The sequence below is a fragment of the Acinetobacter bereziniae LMG 1003 = CIP 70.12 genome, from assembly GCF_000368925.1.
Lineage (GTDB): Bacteria > Pseudomonadota > Gammaproteobacteria > Pseudomonadales > Moraxellaceae > Acinetobacter > Acinetobacter bereziniae.
Window position 1 is genome coordinate 1,444,236 of sequence record NZ_KB849755.1, and the last position, 15,941, is coordinate 1,460,176.

A 15,941-nucleotide genomic window follows, 5' to 3' on the forward strand; every position below is an offset into this window, starting at 1 on the left:
ATTGATCATTCATTCAAGTAGTTTTGGATCTGGAAATGGTAATTTATCCTGAGACTCGCTAGGCATTGCAACCCATTTACCTTTGTCTTGGTAAAAATCAGATTGTGTTTCATTGGTTGCAGCGCCTAACTTGACTGAAATCGTACATGCAATTTGTTCTGGATGTGTCGGATTTACAGCAGGAATACATGTACCTAATTTTATTTCTGAAATCATTGCGCCGATTTCTGTTCCCAACAACTCAGCTGTGGCTTGTTTTGCTTCTGCAACTGTAGGGACTTTGATCGTATCAGCACTCGAAAACTGGCTAAATAATAGAATATTGAAACATGCAACTATGCGGGTTATTTTCATCTTTTCTATCCGTTGATCATTAAAATTTAATTTAAAAAATTATCGACATCACAATCTAACATGACTGAATATTAATGACTTTACACTATTGGTTTATCTTGTATAGAGACGATACAAGAATTTTCACTGATTCCACCATAGTGAAAAGTTTGTTTTATTTTGATTGAATTTATAATGAAAGACGATTTTATCAAATAGCTGATCACGTGAACTTTATTTTCAACTTGTAATCATAGATCCTACTCTTTAAGTTGCTGAAACAAATCCATGATAAAAACAAAATAAATATAACTTTGATGTGCATGAAATTTGCATGATGTTTAATTCACAATACAACATAGAAATGGAGGAAGTTATGAACAAAGATCCACGTATAGAAAAAATAGAAAACCTCCTCGATAAATTAGGCAATATTGCCGTAGAAGCATTTCACTATATTGCACTATTTATTATTGGTTGCATGATTGCATGGTCCGCAGTGCATACCATCATCGAAATTTTGACTGTAAAACAATACGCCAGCATTGATGATATTTTACTCTTATTTATTTACCTAGAATTAGGGGCAATGGTGGGGATTTACTTTAAAACCAATCATATGCCTGTACGTTTTTTAATTTATATCGCGATTACAGCACTGACTCGATTATTGATTTCAGATATCCAACATGACCATAAAGCGGATATTGATTTGGTGATTATTACAGGTTCAGTTTTAATTTTGGCAATTGCAATCTTGATTGTACGTTATGCATCTTGGACTTATCCCTCTGTGATTCGAGATAAACATAGTGAAAAACCATTGGCACATGGAAAAACGCCACGACCAGAAGATGATGAGTTAGCCTAACATCAAATTTCTTTATCTATATTTGAAATAAAACCTTCTCAGCGTTGTGAAATCAACATCAAATTTGATTCACATCGCCAAAGAAGGCTGCGATCATGTTTAGATTAGTGTGTTCAGATTTCATTTCCAAACATAATCCATAGTAAACAGAATTAACGATCATTCGGCACTTGTAAATAACGTCCACTTTCAAAAATCCAATGCATTCCAACTTGGGGATCAGGTAAACCATAACGACGCCAATCACTAATTAAAGTGTAATGCGAGCTTTCAATCTGACCACCCTCTCCATTCACATAACCATAACTATTGCCTGAATACTCTGTTCGTGTTGGAAACTGATGGTTATAAATAATCGTCACACCATTTTGTGGTGGATAATTTGGATAGGGTTGATTTGGATGAGGATAAGGTCGATTTGGATAGCTTGGATAAGATGGATATGGTCGTGGGTGTTGTGGACGGACAGGAATTTCCTGCGTCATTTGTCGACCATATTGATCTGTGTATTTGTACGTCGTGGTCGGATATCTCTTTTGAGGGCGTTCAACACTGCGATAGTTGCCCCAATCTTTACCATCTGCCCATGTCGTTGCCGAAACACCTGAAAGAATCAACATCAAGACACTTAAACTGAGTATCTGTTTCATTTCAACCTCCAAAGTTCAGCAGATAGATTATTTTAATACATCATTCCAGAGAAATTATGGATAAATAACAAGCATTATTTATCTTGTTTAATTGTTTATACATCAACTTGGGCAAATTCTGACATCAATCTGATAAAATATGATTTTAATCTGATGAGTGCTGTATTGTGGCTGAACTGAGCTTTGACCGTTTACATCAATTTTTTTGCAAAGTCCCAAGTGTGCAAGAAGCATTTATTGATAGCTATGGTTCAGATGGTAAACAGGCTTGGTGGTTCAAGTTTCAAATCAATATTGACCATCCACTCGCATGGCAAACTGTACAAGAACTGGGTCATGTTTTAAATTACATTTCTAAAAATGAACGGCTTCCTACTCAGTTTCTACCTGTTTCACCACCGCCCTATATGAATGGTGAAGCAAAGCAGTTTTTAGCCTGGGTCATTCAATGTAATCATCCAGACTTTTCTCCAGATGTGGTCTGTGATTGGTTAGAAGCACGTTTACCCAAGCCGGTAGATGACCTTGAAAAATGGAAAATAAAGACCGATTTACATGAGTTGGATCAAGTCTCTGATCAGGATTTGGATCAGATTATTCCGCCAAATCCATAATCTGTGTAAAATTCTAAGAACCGAATCTATCTTTTTCGGTTCTTAGATTCGGTTTCAGCTTGCTCACTATCATTATTCAAACTTTTCATCAGACCACTGAGGTTATTATTGAATTGCGCACGCATCTGAATATAGGTTTTAAGCTTTCTCGCTTTAACAGGGTCTTTCGTTGTTCCCTTACCTGTTTGATACGCCTCTAAAGCTTTGCTTTGCGTATCTTCCTCAGATGATCCATTTTCATAAGCTAAAACCGCCCAACGATAATCCTCAGGCTGATCCATAATACGCGCAAGATTATCCATTGCATTGACTGATCCTAATTCCGCAGCCTGCTTAAAATATTTTTGGGCAAGCACTTCATCATAATCTTCATTTTCTTCATTGAAATACCAAACACCAAGGTAATTTATTGCTTCAGGATCGTTTTGGGCAGCCGCTTTCTTTAAATAATCTAATCCCTTGTGAATATCTTTTTGATCTTCATCATTCACCAACAAATAATCAGATCCAAGCTCGGTTAATGCAACATGATTATTGAGTAAAGCCGCTTTGCTATACAAATCTTGCTTATCTTTATCTGTGTCTTTTTTTAATGCGAGCATCAAATACGCATCACTTGCCCCTTTGGCAGCTTGTTTTTCATAGTGTGCTAAAATTGAATTTTCTAGTTGCTTAATCTCCTTGTCTGATAAATATGAGTCTGAAGCATAATCATCAAGTAATTTGATTTTTGCATCAATATCGCCTTGATTAGAACGTTGCTGAAGCATTTTAAAATAAGCTAAATCACTGTCTTTATAAGCTCTTGCATAGTCTTGTTTAGTCTTTGCCCCCAGTCTTTTTAATATTTTCTCTGGACAATTTTGAATCAGCGCTCCAGCTTTTAATGTGTCTCCTTTTTGGACTGCCTGAAATAACCACTGACACTGTTCATCACTATACCCGTCAGCATCATTATCCAATGCATAAACTAAAGTACGCATTGCACCTGTATCACCTTGTTCAGCAAGTTTTAAAATTTTCGGGCGAATTTTTAATAAATTTTGCTTAATATCGTTAGAAATACCAAAGCCTTCAGCCACTTCTGCTTCTAAATCCAATGATAAATAGGCATCAAAATTTCCACGCTGTGCAGCTTCTAAGCGTAATTTTTTATATAAATGATTATTTTCAGGTAAAAACCGATAATCTGCTGAATTAGAATAATACTTCGCAAGTAAAAAGTAAGCTTCTGCGTCTCCTTGATCGGACGCCTGTTGAAGTAATTGAATTGCTTTATCCGTATTGATTAAAACAGTTGGGCTACCTGTTTGCAATATTTTTGCTTGAGTTAATAAAGGATTTTCAGCAAAACTCAATGGTGAAATAATAAGACTGAATGTAAAAAAGGATTTTAAAAATGAAGTTTGTAAAGTTCTCATAAAAAGCTCAGCTTTGTTATTAAAATATACTCAGCTGAAGATTATGTACCGAAAACCATTCATTTCGGTACATATTTTTTTAAAAGGTGGATAAACCACTCCACTCCATAAATCGGTAAACTCCATATTTCAGTTTCGAATCATCCGCATATTTGCTGTAATCCACACTCATTTGACGACCATTGAGATTTGACCAAGCGGTATTAAAATAGTGTTCAGCATCAATAAATACTTGCTGCTGTGGATTGCCTAAGACCCGTAAATCGGTTTCTAAATTATAGTTTTTCAAATTACGTGCGGTAAAATTGGCTGAACCTAAAATCAACTCTGCTGATTGTGCGTTGCGTTTTACAATCATCTTACTATGGCATTGCTCGCCTTGTGTATTACACCAACGGACATCAATACCTTCATTATGTAATTCTGAAGCAACCTGTCGATTTGGAATACCATTTTTCTGACGACCAAAAGCGTCTTTATTGGGGTCGAGTAAAATTCTTAATTTTACCCCACGTTGTTTTGCAGCAATCAATGCTTGAACAATCTTGCGCTCAGATAAATAAAACATCGCTAAGTCAATTTGATCATTGGCTTTTGCAGATGCCAGCATGTTTAAAACTGCCTCATAAATCGCTTTTTCAGTCAGCACTTGCACTTGCGGAGCATTTGGGTTTTCTGGCAATTTCCCAAAAACAATAAACGGTGTATCTGCACCAGATAAATGCGCAACAGCTTGTTCTGATGTCAAAAGATCTGTTGCGATCGCACCATTAACCAACAAAGCAACATTGGAATGGCGAGAGCTTCCATCATGCGGGTTGGCAGAAGTGACTAGCGTTTTCCAGCCTTCATCCGTATCCACGACTATGGTTTTACGATGATTGGCCTTAAAATTAAATAAGTTTAAATAACTACGTACGGTGATTTTTTCTTTACCAAAAGGATTGTTCAACCATCCTTTTTCAGGATTATTTCCAATATCCTGACAGCACAGATACCAAATCCCAGACCATGCTGGATTCGAAGCTCGTAATGGCGTTAAATTGGTTTCGATGACCTCAATTCCACCCAAGCGTAATTGCCGATATTGTTCAGGTTGAATACCACCATACACAGAATTAATTGGATCAGTAATAAACTTAATTTCCAATGCTGGATTCACAACTTTCTGATTGACTAAAGCTTGCGTCAACTGTTGAGTTAATGCACGTTGCTGAACTTTTGATTCACCTACTTCGCTATTAAACAAAAACATATCTATGACAATGGTGGTTTTTGCTTGTTTAATCAATTGTAAGACTTGATCAAAAATATGCTGATCAAGTTGTTGTTTACCCTGCGCATCGATATAGGTTTCATCGGCAATGAATTTCACATCTGCATGACGCAAAGGTCCAGTAAAATTTAAACCTTTCGGCATCGGTTTATAGGTGTGGTAAATCGCTGATGCGAAATAACCCAAAGCCAACACACTCAAAATAATGCCGAAATAGCGGCGTTTTGACCAATTCAGCTTGCTGTGAATTCTATTAAAGATACGCATAAAAAAGACCTAGACTAATTCAAGGTCTGTACAATTAATCACTCACTTACGTTTAAGTAAAGATTGATCAATCATGAACAGACCCTTAGAGCCTAGGTCGAATTCCTTTATTTTTCAATAACGATTTGGTGAATGAGAATAAATAACTTAGAACTTATAGTCCATTCCAATCACAAAGTTACGTCCAATTTGCGGAATGTTCGCTAAGAAAGAAGTGTGATTATATACTTTCTCATCTAACAGATTGTTTGCTTTAAAGAATATTTTTGCTTCTTGCTGATTTGACATTGGGTATTTATAAGCCAATCCGACATTCACCATATTATAACCTTTGGTCTCTTGCTCATAAGACGCAAATTTGTCTTGGTTAAATACATGCGAATATTCAGCAGAGCCAGACCAATGATCGTCAAAGTCAGCATTTACACGTGCACCTAAACGCCCTGCTGGAACACGTGGAGCATTTTCATCTTCGATTTTGCCACGAACATAATCACCAAACAAACTGGTGTTATAGACTTCATTCCATTGATATGCAACTTCACCTTCTGTACCGTAGAACTTGGCTTTGTCTTGGCTATATTTAATTAACCGGAAGTTTTCATATTGATCTAGCGTTTTGGCATAAATATAGTTGTCAAACCAATTGTGGTATACATGCACATGATAGCTGAGCTTATCATTGTCAAAATGTAATCCAAGTTCAACGTTGTTTGACTTTTCTTTATTTAGGTTTTCATTGCCCAATTCATATGTATTGGTTGCATAATGTTTACCATCCGCATAAAGCTCTTGCGCCAAAGGTAAACGTTCTTGATGAGAACCAGTTAAAGAGAGCGTGTAATTCGGTGAGAAAGCCCAATTTACAGCACCTGAATATGAGAATGCATTTCCATCGAAATCTTTTTGTTCAGAATCGACATCTACAGTTTGGTGATCAAAACGGGTACCTAATTCAACATGGAAATCACCAAATTGACGGTGTTCTAAGCCAAACAGACTATATTTTTGTGTCTTATTTGGAGCAAGAACAGCTTCTTCTCCAGTAATATCTAGCTTTTGTTGGCTTGCTTGCACACCCCAAACACCTTCCCATGTAGCAACGGGATTATGTACCAATTCGACACGACCTTCATAGCCTTTGCTCTTGAACGTTGTCATTGGCGTACCATCTTCAATTTCATCATGCTTGTAGTCTGTATAACTTGCCTGCGCTCTGAGTTTCTTGAAGCCCGCAAATGGCTCATTTAACTCAGAACGGAAATCATAACGATCCGTTTTCATATCAATCCATGGACCGGCTTCTGCATGATCATGACCCTCTTCACCATGATCATGTCCAGCATGATCATCGTCATTTCCATCATCATGCGCACCACAATGTAATGATAAACCATGCAAATGGCATGACTCATACTCATGACTGTGTCCAGGCAAACCATACTGATCTTTACGATTACTATAAGAAATTCCGGCGAAACCACGCTCACCAATCCATGACAAACCGACGTTGACATTATCCGATTCTGAGAAAGTATTGCCTACACGACGTTCTTTCGTTGTATGTGCGTGATCACCATGCTCTTCTGTGACCATATAGTCTGGCGTAATGTAATCATTCGCATCACGTTTTAATCCTTCAACTCGCAAAGCCACATTTGAACCCAGTCCAACGGTGACGCCTGCATGTGCCATTTTTTCATCATTGCCTGTGTTATAACGAAGTCCCACATTCCCTTCATAACCATTTTCAGGCATTGCAGTTGGGATTTTGCTATCAATCACATTGACTAAACCACCGACTGAACCTGCACCATAAAGTAATGTGGACGGTCCACGAACAATTTCTACTTTTTGTGCAAGCTGTGGATCTACAGTGACAGCATGGTCTGGAGATAAACTAGAAACATCCATCGTTTCCGTCGCATTTTGAGTAACTTTTACACGAGCCCCTTCCTGACCTCGAATGACTGGACGGCTCGAACCTGTACCAAATGTATTAGAGTAAACCCCTAACTCATCTTTCAGCGCTTCCCCCAAAGTTGTTCCTGATTGTTGTAATTTTTCACGTGAAACAGTTTCATCTGCAGCACCAAAATCTTGGCTAGAAGGAACCAGTGGATGACCAACAACTGTAATGGTTTCTAATTGTTGTGGATTTTTCTCTGTATTGGTCTGATCTTCTGCCCAAATAGAGGTCGAAATGATCGCTGTTATTGAAAGTGTCAGTACGCTTTTAGAAAAAGACATGAGGTGCTCTCGAAGCTCGATGTTTTGAATTTATGTTATATTATAACATTTCAATATTTTTGCAATAAAAAACATTCTAGCTTTATTATTTTGTTTAGAATCAAATTAAAATCATGTTTGCAATCTTACAACTCAATGCCGTTTACACTGTCTCATGCTGTTTTAGCGCCACCACTGTCTAAACTTTCAGGTAATCGTTTACCGATCGCAGCGCTCGCAATTGGCACAATGACGCCTGATTTATATCGTGTGCTAGTACAAACTGAAATCCATTTAAATCATCAGTTTAAAGGTCTAATTTATCCAGATTTGTGTGTTGGATTGTTATTTTGCCTATTGTGGTATGTACTGTATCGCCCCTTATTGTTCAAGTTTTTGGGGCTTTCTAAGCCACTTAATGTCCATTCAGCTTTAAGTTTCTTTAAATTTTTATTCTGGATGATATTGGCGATTATATTAGGCACAGCTACCCATATTATTTGGGATGGTTTAACACATTTAGATTTTAGAACTTTTGCTTTTAACGACTTTTTAGCGCAACCTGTCTCAATCCTTGACCATATTTACCCAATGCATAAAGTCCTACAAATCGGTTGTTCAGTTGTTGCTTTACCATTCTTATTCTGGATGGGACTCCACTATTTTTTTAAATATAGAAGTTCTGAACCACTTAACCGCAAAGTATTCATTTTCTGTCTATCTTTATTTGCAATTTCATTCTTTAGTGGCTGTCTTTATTACATTCATACAGCAAATGAAAGTGGCATAATTCCCCAACAAACAGATCTTTATGTACTGATTGGTTTCTTTATGAAAGTTTTTACTCAAGCTTCCATGATCTGCTTTAGCTTAGGTTGCTGTCTTTTTCTGTATTTAAATCATAAAAAATATTTTGACTCAGTTTAGAGTCTGTTGACACGTCACAAATACATGCTTGCATTGTCAATAGACACTAAATACTTTCGTTTAAGCTTTGCAGGTTGAGTCAACAAAATTTCACACAAATTGGCTTAACTTCATCAGGCAATGTTGTAGTTTTTAGCACAAGTCCTTGTGACTCATCGTCCAAAGAGGCATAATCTCACATTACATTTTTAGGCGATGCGCTGTTTACGTATTCGCTTCCTTAACCCATATAGTTGGATTTCTAACGCTATGATGCGAACTCATTATTGCGGTTCTTTAACCGAAGCTCAAATTGACCAAACTGTAACCCTGTGTGGTTGGGTACATCGTCGTCGTGATCACGGTGGTGTAATTTTCCTTGATATGCGTGATCGTGATGGTCTCGTTCAAGTGGTCATTGATCCAGATACACCAGAAGCATTTTCAACCGCTGATAAAGCACGTTCAGAATATGTATTAAAAATAGTTGGTCGTGTACGTCGTCGTTACGAAGGTACTGAAAATGCCAATATGGTGAGCGGTCAAATTGAAGTTTTAGGTAAAGAAATCGAAGTTCTTGCTGCATCTGAAACCCCACCATTCCCATTGAATGATGAAAATGCCAACATTTCTGAAGAAATTCGTCTGAAATATCGCTTCCTTGATATTCGTCGTCCAGAGATGATTGATCGCTTACGTTTCCGTTCTAAAGTAACAACATTAATTCGTAACTACTTAGACGAACATGGTTTCCTTGATGTTGAAACACCTATTTTAACACGTGCTACTCCAGAAGGTGCACGTGACTATTTAGTGCCAAGCCGTGTTTCAAATGGTAGCTTCTATGCTCTTCCACAATCACCACAATTATTTAAACAATTGTTAATGGTTGGCGGTGTAGATCGTTATTACCAAATCGCTAAGTGTTTCCGTGACGAAGACTTACGTGCAGACCGTCAGCCAGAATTCACTCAAATCGACATCGAAACATCGTTCTTAAACGATGACGATATTATGGATTTGATGGAAGGCATGACTGTGAAGATGTTCAATGAACTTCTTGGCGTGAAATTCGATAAATTCCAGCGTATGACTTATGCAGATGCAATGCGTGACTATGCATCAGATAAACCAGATTTGCGTATTCCTTTGAAACTTGTAGACGTTGCCGACATGATGCAAGACGTTGAGTTCAAAGTGTTTGCAGGTCCAGCTAAAGATCCTAAAGGTCGTATTGTTGCACTACGAGTTCCAGGCGCAGGTTCTTTACCACGCAGCCAAATTGACGAATATACAAAATTTGTTGGTATCTATGGTGCAAAAGGTTTGGCTTATATTAAAGTCAATGAACTTGAAAAAGGTGTTGAAGGGCTACAGTCACCTATCGTTAAATTTATCGAGCCAATCGTACTCGATCTATTAAAACGTGTTGGTGCTGAAAATGGTGATATCGTATTCTTCGGCGCAGATAAAGCCAAAGTCGTAAATGATGCAATGGGTGCTTTACGTATCAAGATCGGACATGACATGAACATGTCGACTTGTGAGTGGGCACCGCTTTGGGTGGTTGATTTCCCAATGTTTGAAGAAACTGATGATGGTAAATGGACCTCTGTTCATCACCCGTTCACACTACCAAAATCAAGTGTTGAAGAGGTGAAAAACAATCCAGGTCAAGCACTTTCAGTCGCTTACGATATGGTACTTAACGGTACTGAAATTGGTGGCGGTTCACTTCGTATCTATACTTTAGAAATGCAAAAAGCGATTTTTGAAGCATTAGGTATTGGCGAAGAAGAAGCTGAAGAGAAATTTAGCTTCTTATTAAATGCATTAAAATTCGGTGCGCCTCCGCATGGTGGTTTAGCATTTGGTCTTGACCGTTTGGTTATGTTGATGACAGGTTCATCTTCGATTCGTGATGTGATTGCATTCCCGAAAACCAAAACAGCTGAATGTCCGCTTACACAAGCACCTGCACCAGTAGAACCAAATCAATTACGTGATCTTGGTATTCGCTTACGTGAAAAAGCTAAAGTTGAAACCAAAGAAGCTTAATTCTTTATTCAGCATGAAAAACCCTGTTTTTGAACAGGGTTTTTTATTTTTAAGTATGATCCTATTTATTGATGTTCGAATTGAGATAAATTCTCATAAATGGCATAATATACAGGTTAAATTTTAAGGTAAAAACCAATGGCTATGCGTCCCAATGTACTTCGTCATACAATTATTGTCATTGTATTTTCAGTGGTTCAATGGGGATTCATGCGTTATATTCTTAACCATCAATTATTTAACTTAGACACCCACCAACGTATTCTCTATTTCAGTGCGAGTAGTTTTATTGCTGGTTTTTTTATTATTGTGGCACTGATTTATTTAGTGTTAAAAGGCAATGCTGATCGCGATTAATTTCTAATCCATGTATAACTTACTTAAAAATTTTTCTCGTTTGCCTTTAAGCATGATTCAGACTATTGCGAGAGGGGTTGGCAGTTTATTATTTATCAGTAACTCCTCAGCAAAACGAATTACAGAAATCAATATACAAGCAGCCTATCCTACGCTTGAAGAACAGCAACGTCAGGAATTGATTAAAGCCAGTTTGAAAAGTCAGTGCATGACCTATGTAGAGTCGATCAAAGTTTGGGGCTCTCCTCCTGAATTTGCCTTAAATCAAATCAAACAAGTGCATAATGCTGAAATTTTTCTCAATGCGTTAAAAAATCCCAATGGAACTTTAGGTGTTGTTCCTCATTTTGGGAATTGGGAATTGATGAATGCTTGGGTGAACCAGCACACACATCCTGTCATTATGTATAAACCGAGTAAAAATAAAGATCTAGACCGATTTATGCTAGAGTCTAGACAACAATTAAATGCAACATTAGTTCCCACAGATGATACGGGTGTACGTGCTTTATTTAAACACTTAAAACAAGGTGGCTTTTCAGCCATACTTCCAGATCATATTCCCAAAGAATCTGGTGGTGTTTATTCGGACTTTTTTGGACAAAAGGCTTTTTCATCCACCTTACTGTCTAAACTAGCTGCGAAAACTCAATGTTCTGTAGTAGGACTCACCTGTATTCGTCGTGCCGATTACGCTGGTTTTGATTTGCATTTTACAGCATTGTCTCCAGATATTAATTCCAAGGATTTACAACTTTCTGTTGATACACTCAATAAAGAAATGGAACGGATGATTAATGTTGCACCAGAACAGTATTTATGGGGCTATAAACGTTTCCGTAAATTAGAGGGTGAACGGAATTTGTATAAATAAATGATTTAAAATTCATTAATTTAAATTACTCAATAGACGCCTTATAGATTCTGGTCTTGGAGATAACATATGAAAATCACTAAAATAGTCTTAGCCATGCCAAGCCATAGTAACTTTGCATATCCTATTCAAAAGAATCTAAAATATCATAATTTTGATATTAAATTTATTAATAGTTCTCCTGAGCATTTGAAACGTATAAAGTTACCATTTTTAAATTCACTTTATAGTTTTTTCCGTAAATTGTTTTTCTCTGACTCTTCATATAAATTAAAAGCAAAACAGATTATAAAACATAAGACTATTACTCAAAGTATTCAAACACAGCTTATTGACCAAAAAAGCGATTACACCTTAGTTATTCGACCAGATTTATTTGAGTTAGAACACTTACAACTTCTTAAAACTCATACCAGTCAGTTTATTGGTTATCAATGGAATGGATTAGCACGTTTCCCCACAACATTATTATCTATTCCTTACTTTGATCGTTTTTTTGTTTTTGATAATACTGATCTATCTAATACAGACTATAATAAATACAATTTATTAGGCACTACAAATTTTTATTTTGACATGTATCAACCTCAACCAATTCCACATCAAGGCATTATTGCTTATTTTGTCGGTTTACATTTTGATGAACGAGTTATTTCTCTTGATATTTGTGCTCAAGAATTAATTAAACACGGAATAAAATTGGATTTTAATATTAGATTTTTAAAGAGAGATCCTGATAAGCAAGCTCAGTATAAATGCAAAGATATTAAATTCATCAAGAAGAACATCGAATTTGATGACAATTTATATCATATTAATCAGGCAGATATTTTAGTAGACATCGTTAATCCTGTTCACAATGGTTTATCATTTAGAACATTTGAAGCATTATATTATGAAAAAAAATTAATTACGAACAATAAAACTGTCATGGATTACGATTTTTATCACCCCAATAATATCTTAATATGGGATGGAAAAGATTTATCAATGTTAAAAGACTTTCTATCAAAACCACTTGTCTCAATTGATATCAAAATCCGAGAGAAATATGGCTTTAAAAATTGGATCAGAAATTTATTAGATTGCCACCCATACACAGAAATCAATTTACCTTATGCAAGCCCTAAATAAAGTGAATAAAAATCATATATTTAAATTCACATACTAGATTTCATGATATTTTCTAATTAATTCTTAATTACTACCAATAATTTGCTAATATAGCAAATATACAAAATTTGAAGAGAATCTATATGTCAAATGATGTCATTAAAATTTTTGTAGGTTGTGATCCTAATAATTGTGACCTTGAACAAATGATGGTTCTTGACTACAGCATTCGAAAAAATACACAATATCCTGTTGAAATCACTTGGATGCAACTTAGTCATGATCCTGATAGTCCTTGGTTTTCAGACCAAACTCATCATTTAGGTTGGCATACTGAAAAATGGGCTACGCCCTTTTCTGGTTTCCGCTGGGCTATTCCTCAATTATGTAATTTTGAAGGTCGTGCTATCTATATGGATGCCGATGTAATTGTTTTAACCGATATAGCTGAATTGTGGAATACACCTTTCAACCAAGATACAATGGTCATTGCAAAAGGTGGAAAAAGCACAGCAAGATTATGTACTTGTGTGTGGAATTGTGAAGTTGCAAAGAAATACTTACCTCCATTGCAACAACTCAAAACAGATCCTGATGGTCATAAAAAATTAATGAAGCTTATCCAAGATAGACCTGAGCTCGTACAAAATTATATAAGCTCATACAATTGTATCGATGGTGAAGAGCTTCCGATAACAGAGATTAAAATACTCCACTATTCAGATATGGGTACCCAATTTAGTCATAAATATTCAATTCCACGTTTAAAATTAAACAACCAAAAGCATTGGTTCGACGGTAAAATTTTTCCTCACCCTCGACAGGACTTGACTGAGTTATTTGATCAATACTATCAAAATGCAATAGATGCTGGTTATTCATTAGAAAACTACAAAGTTCCTACATATGGTGACTTTAATAAAGCATCACAAATCAATTATCACGGAAATAAGATAACTCGTCCTGAAATTGAAACTCATTGGTTAAATAAATTTTTTGGAAAAATAAAATCAAAGTTTAAAGCACAAAAATTTACCTTAGATGAGTAAGCTCTATAAACTATATTATCTATATTACTACTGAATTAGTATCATGATTTCTCTATTTATATGAACTAATTCAGTAAAAAACACAATCTAATGGATCAAATTTATGAGTAATTTTTTTTCAAATATATTATTAAGAAATTTTTTTAAATATTTGTATAAAATCTCTCATTCAAAATCATTTAATCATAATCGTCGATATTGGCCATATTTTTATGTGGAAAGAAATAAACTAGGTTATTTAGATAAAGTATTTTATAAAAAAAAATTAATTTCAGATAATACAAAATGGCACAAGCCTATTAATGATACTTGTGTAATTGTTGCAACAGGACCTTCAATAAACGAAATTGATGAGGTTTTTTTTAAGAATCAAAAATATGATTATTTTGGGCTAAATGGAGCTATTAGTTTAGCAGATACCAATTTTAAATATTATGTTATTATCGATCATGATTTTATTGAGAATAGATTCAAGCTCGTTACTCAAATATTAAAAAATAAAGAATGTATTTTTTTTACAACACCACGGTGCTTAGAACTGATTTTAAGAAAATATCTCAGCAAGGAAATTCAATGCACGCTTAAGATTATAGAAACGATTACAGAAAAAAAACTTGAACGGTTTATGGGACCCAAAATAATTTTAACTCAGCCGTTGAGTAATTCTGACTTAGTTGAAAATAGTCATATTGGTTTCTCTACTGAAATTTTCAATGCTGTATATGATTACTATACTGTTGCTTATGTCGCATTACAGATAGCATATGCTCTAAACTATAAAAGAATATTAATTACTGGTCTTGATATGAGCAATTTTACTCAACCAAGATTTTATGAAACAATTGAAAATAAACAACCCACTCGCTTAGAACAAGATTTTGAAGCAATTTCTCTTGCATTCAAAGCAGCCGCATCCTTTCTGGAAAAAAACAAAGTTCAAGTAATTAATCTATCTCCTAACAGCTCAGTACAAGCCTTTGAGAAAGATAGCTTTCAACATTTCATTTAATTTTAAAAATCAATTAATGAACCTTTAAAATACATTCCTTTATTATAATACTGGCATAAATAATTTCGCTCTTTACCGGCAAGTTTAATTAATTTTGGATATTCTTCAGCCGGATAATTTATTGCCATATTAATCAAAATTTTCTCTTTAACCCAACGGTTTTTTACTTGGTAATAAAATGCATTTTCATCACAATCAATCAGAGTAATACTTGGAAAAAAATGTCTTAGTATTTTCTGGCAGGCAACATAAGCAACTAAATATTCCAAATTACTAATTCTTTGAAAAAAATCTTTGCTATTCTTTTCTGTATTTCGAATATTTTGTACATAACTTTTAGGTGTTTGCTGAATTGCTAAATATAATTCATCATACCAATGTTTAAAGAAAACATTATTTTTAACACTTGCCAATAACCAATTTTCCAATACAGGATAATCAAAATTTGTGGTATTTTTTTTACGATAATAAGCAAAACATTCTGTCTGATTTTTTTGCATCAGTTCAGGAATCCAGTCCAAATTATCATAAACAATAATACTGGCATCCAACCAAATTCCACCGTGCTGGTATAATAGATCAAATCTGAGTAAATCAGCCTTTTGTTGAGGTGTTGCATCCTTCAATAAGGAGAAATCAATATCGCTGTACTCACTTACATTTTCTGGATTAAGTACATATACATGATAAGACAGGTTTTTTTCTCGAATATTTTGAACACACTTCTCTACAAACTCAGGAAAATTACCTTCCCAATATATCCATATTTTTTTTGGCAGTTCAATAGAGCTAGCAACAGGATTAAAAACCAATTGTCCCGCAAAATTATCAATCTTTTTATTGGTATGTCTAATTTTGTAATAGTACATCATATGAAATTTAGCCAAATAGAATAGTTTTTTAAAAATTTTCAT

15 protein-coding genes are annotated in these 15,941 nt (G+C 35.2%); 9 read left to right on the plus strand and 6 right to left on the minus strand.

Annotation, left to right across the window (positions count from 1 at the left end):
* Window positions 1–9: 9 nt before the first annotated feature.
* Entirely contained in the window at window positions 10–354 is a 345-nt protein-coding gene (locus tag F938_RS08615) for a hypothetical protein (RefSeq protein ID WP_004827821.1), read from the minus strand.
* Between the two features lie 355 nt (window positions 355–709).
* On the opposite strand from F938_RS08615, the gene F938_RS08620 reads away from it, so the two are divergent.
* Window positions 710–1,204 (plus strand): phosphate-starvation-inducible protein PsiE, encoded by a 495-nt coding sequence (locus F938_RS08620; RefSeq protein WP_005030925.1) that lies wholly within the window; start codon window positions 710–712, stop codon window positions 1,202–1,204.
* 152 nt (window positions 1,205–1,356) lie between these two features.
* On the opposite strand, the gene F938_RS08625 is transcribed toward F938_RS08620, so the two are convergent.
* Window positions 1,357–1,854, minus strand: coding sequence for an RcnB family protein (locus F938_RS08625; RefSeq protein ID WP_005030927.1), 498 nt, complete (start codon window positions 1,852–1,854; stop codon window positions 1,357–1,359).
* Window positions 1,855–2,021: 167 nt separating this feature from the next.
* On the opposite strand from F938_RS08625, the gene F938_RS08630 reads away from it, so the two are divergent.
* Window positions 2,022–2,468, plus strand: a complete 447-nt coding sequence (locus tag F938_RS08630; protein WP_004827813.1) for a hypothetical protein — start codon at window positions 2,022–2,024, stop codon at window positions 2,466–2,468.
* Window positions 2,469–2,494: 26 nt separating this feature from the next.
* Here the strand turns inward: F938_RS08630 and F938_RS08635 are convergent, their stop codons facing one another.
* The 3 genes from F938_RS08635 to znuD form a co-directional block, all read right to left on the minus strand.
* A complete protein-coding gene (locus F938_RS08635; RefSeq protein ID WP_005030928.1) occupies window positions 2,495–3,889 on the minus strand; it encodes a tetratricopeptide repeat protein in 1,395 nt (464 codons plus the stop codon).
* 79 nt (window positions 3,890–3,968) lie between these two features.
* Window positions 3,969–5,432, minus strand: a complete 1,464-nt coding sequence (locus tag F938_RS08640; RefSeq protein ID WP_005030929.1) for a phospholipase D family protein — start codon at window positions 5,430–5,432, stop codon at window positions 3,969–3,971.
* Between the two features lie 147 nt (window positions 5,433–5,579).
* Complete coding sequence (gene znuD, locus F938_RS08645; protein ID WP_005030931.1) at window positions 5,580–7,682, minus strand: zinc piracy TonB-dependent receptor ZnuD; 2,103 nt, start codon at window positions 7,680–7,682, stop codon at window positions 5,580–5,582.
* 135 nt (window positions 7,683–7,817) lie between these two features.
* Between znuD and F938_RS08650 the strand changes: the two genes are divergently transcribed.
* The 7 genes from F938_RS08650 (at window position 7,818) to F938_RS08680 (ending at window position 15,027) form a co-directional block, all read left to right on the plus strand.
* Window positions 7,818–8,588: a DUF4184 family protein gene (locus tag F938_RS08650; RefSeq protein WP_005030932.1), complete on the plus strand. Its 771-nt coding sequence runs from the start codon at window positions 7,818–7,820 to the stop codon at window positions 8,586–8,588.
* Between the two features lie 249 nt (window positions 8,589–8,837).
* Window positions 8,838–10,625 (plus strand): aspartate--tRNA ligase, encoded by a 1,788-nt coding sequence (gene aspS, locus F938_RS08655; RefSeq protein WP_005030933.1) that lies wholly within the window; start codon window positions 8,838–8,840, stop codon window positions 10,623–10,625.
* Window positions 10,626–10,763: 138 nt separating this feature from the next.
* A complete protein-coding gene (locus F938_RS08660) occupies window positions 10,764–10,982 on the plus strand; it encodes a hypothetical protein (protein ID WP_005030934.1) in 219 nt (72 codons plus the stop codon).
* 10 nt (window positions 10,983–10,992) lie between these two features.
* Entirely contained in the window at window positions 10,993–11,856 is an 864-nt protein-coding gene (locus tag F938_RS08665) for a lysophospholipid acyltransferase family protein (protein ID WP_005030936.1), read from the plus strand.
* Between the two features lie 69 nt (window positions 11,857–11,925).
* Entirely contained in the window at window positions 11,926–12,990 is a 1,065-nt protein-coding gene (locus tag F938_RS08670) for a WaaS/CpsH family glycosyltransferase (protein ID WP_005030937.1), read from the plus strand.
* A gap of 122 nt (window positions 12,991–13,112) precedes the next feature.
* A complete protein-coding gene (locus F938_RS08675; RefSeq protein ID WP_005030938.1) occupies window positions 13,113–14,018 on the plus strand; it encodes a glycosyltransferase in 906 nt (301 codons plus the stop codon).
* A 103-nt stretch (window positions 14,019–14,121) separates the two neighbouring features.
* Window positions 14,122–15,027, plus strand: a complete 906-nt coding sequence (locus F938_RS08680) for a hypothetical protein (protein WP_005030939.1) — start codon at window positions 14,122–14,124, stop codon at window positions 15,025–15,027.
* A gap of 2 nt (window positions 15,028–15,029) precedes the next feature.
* Here the strand turns inward: F938_RS08680 and F938_RS08685 are convergent, their stop codons facing one another.
* Complete coding sequence (locus F938_RS08685) at window positions 15,030–15,941, minus strand: glycosyltransferase family 32 protein (protein WP_005030940.1); 912 nt, start codon at window positions 15,939–15,941, stop codon at window positions 15,030–15,032.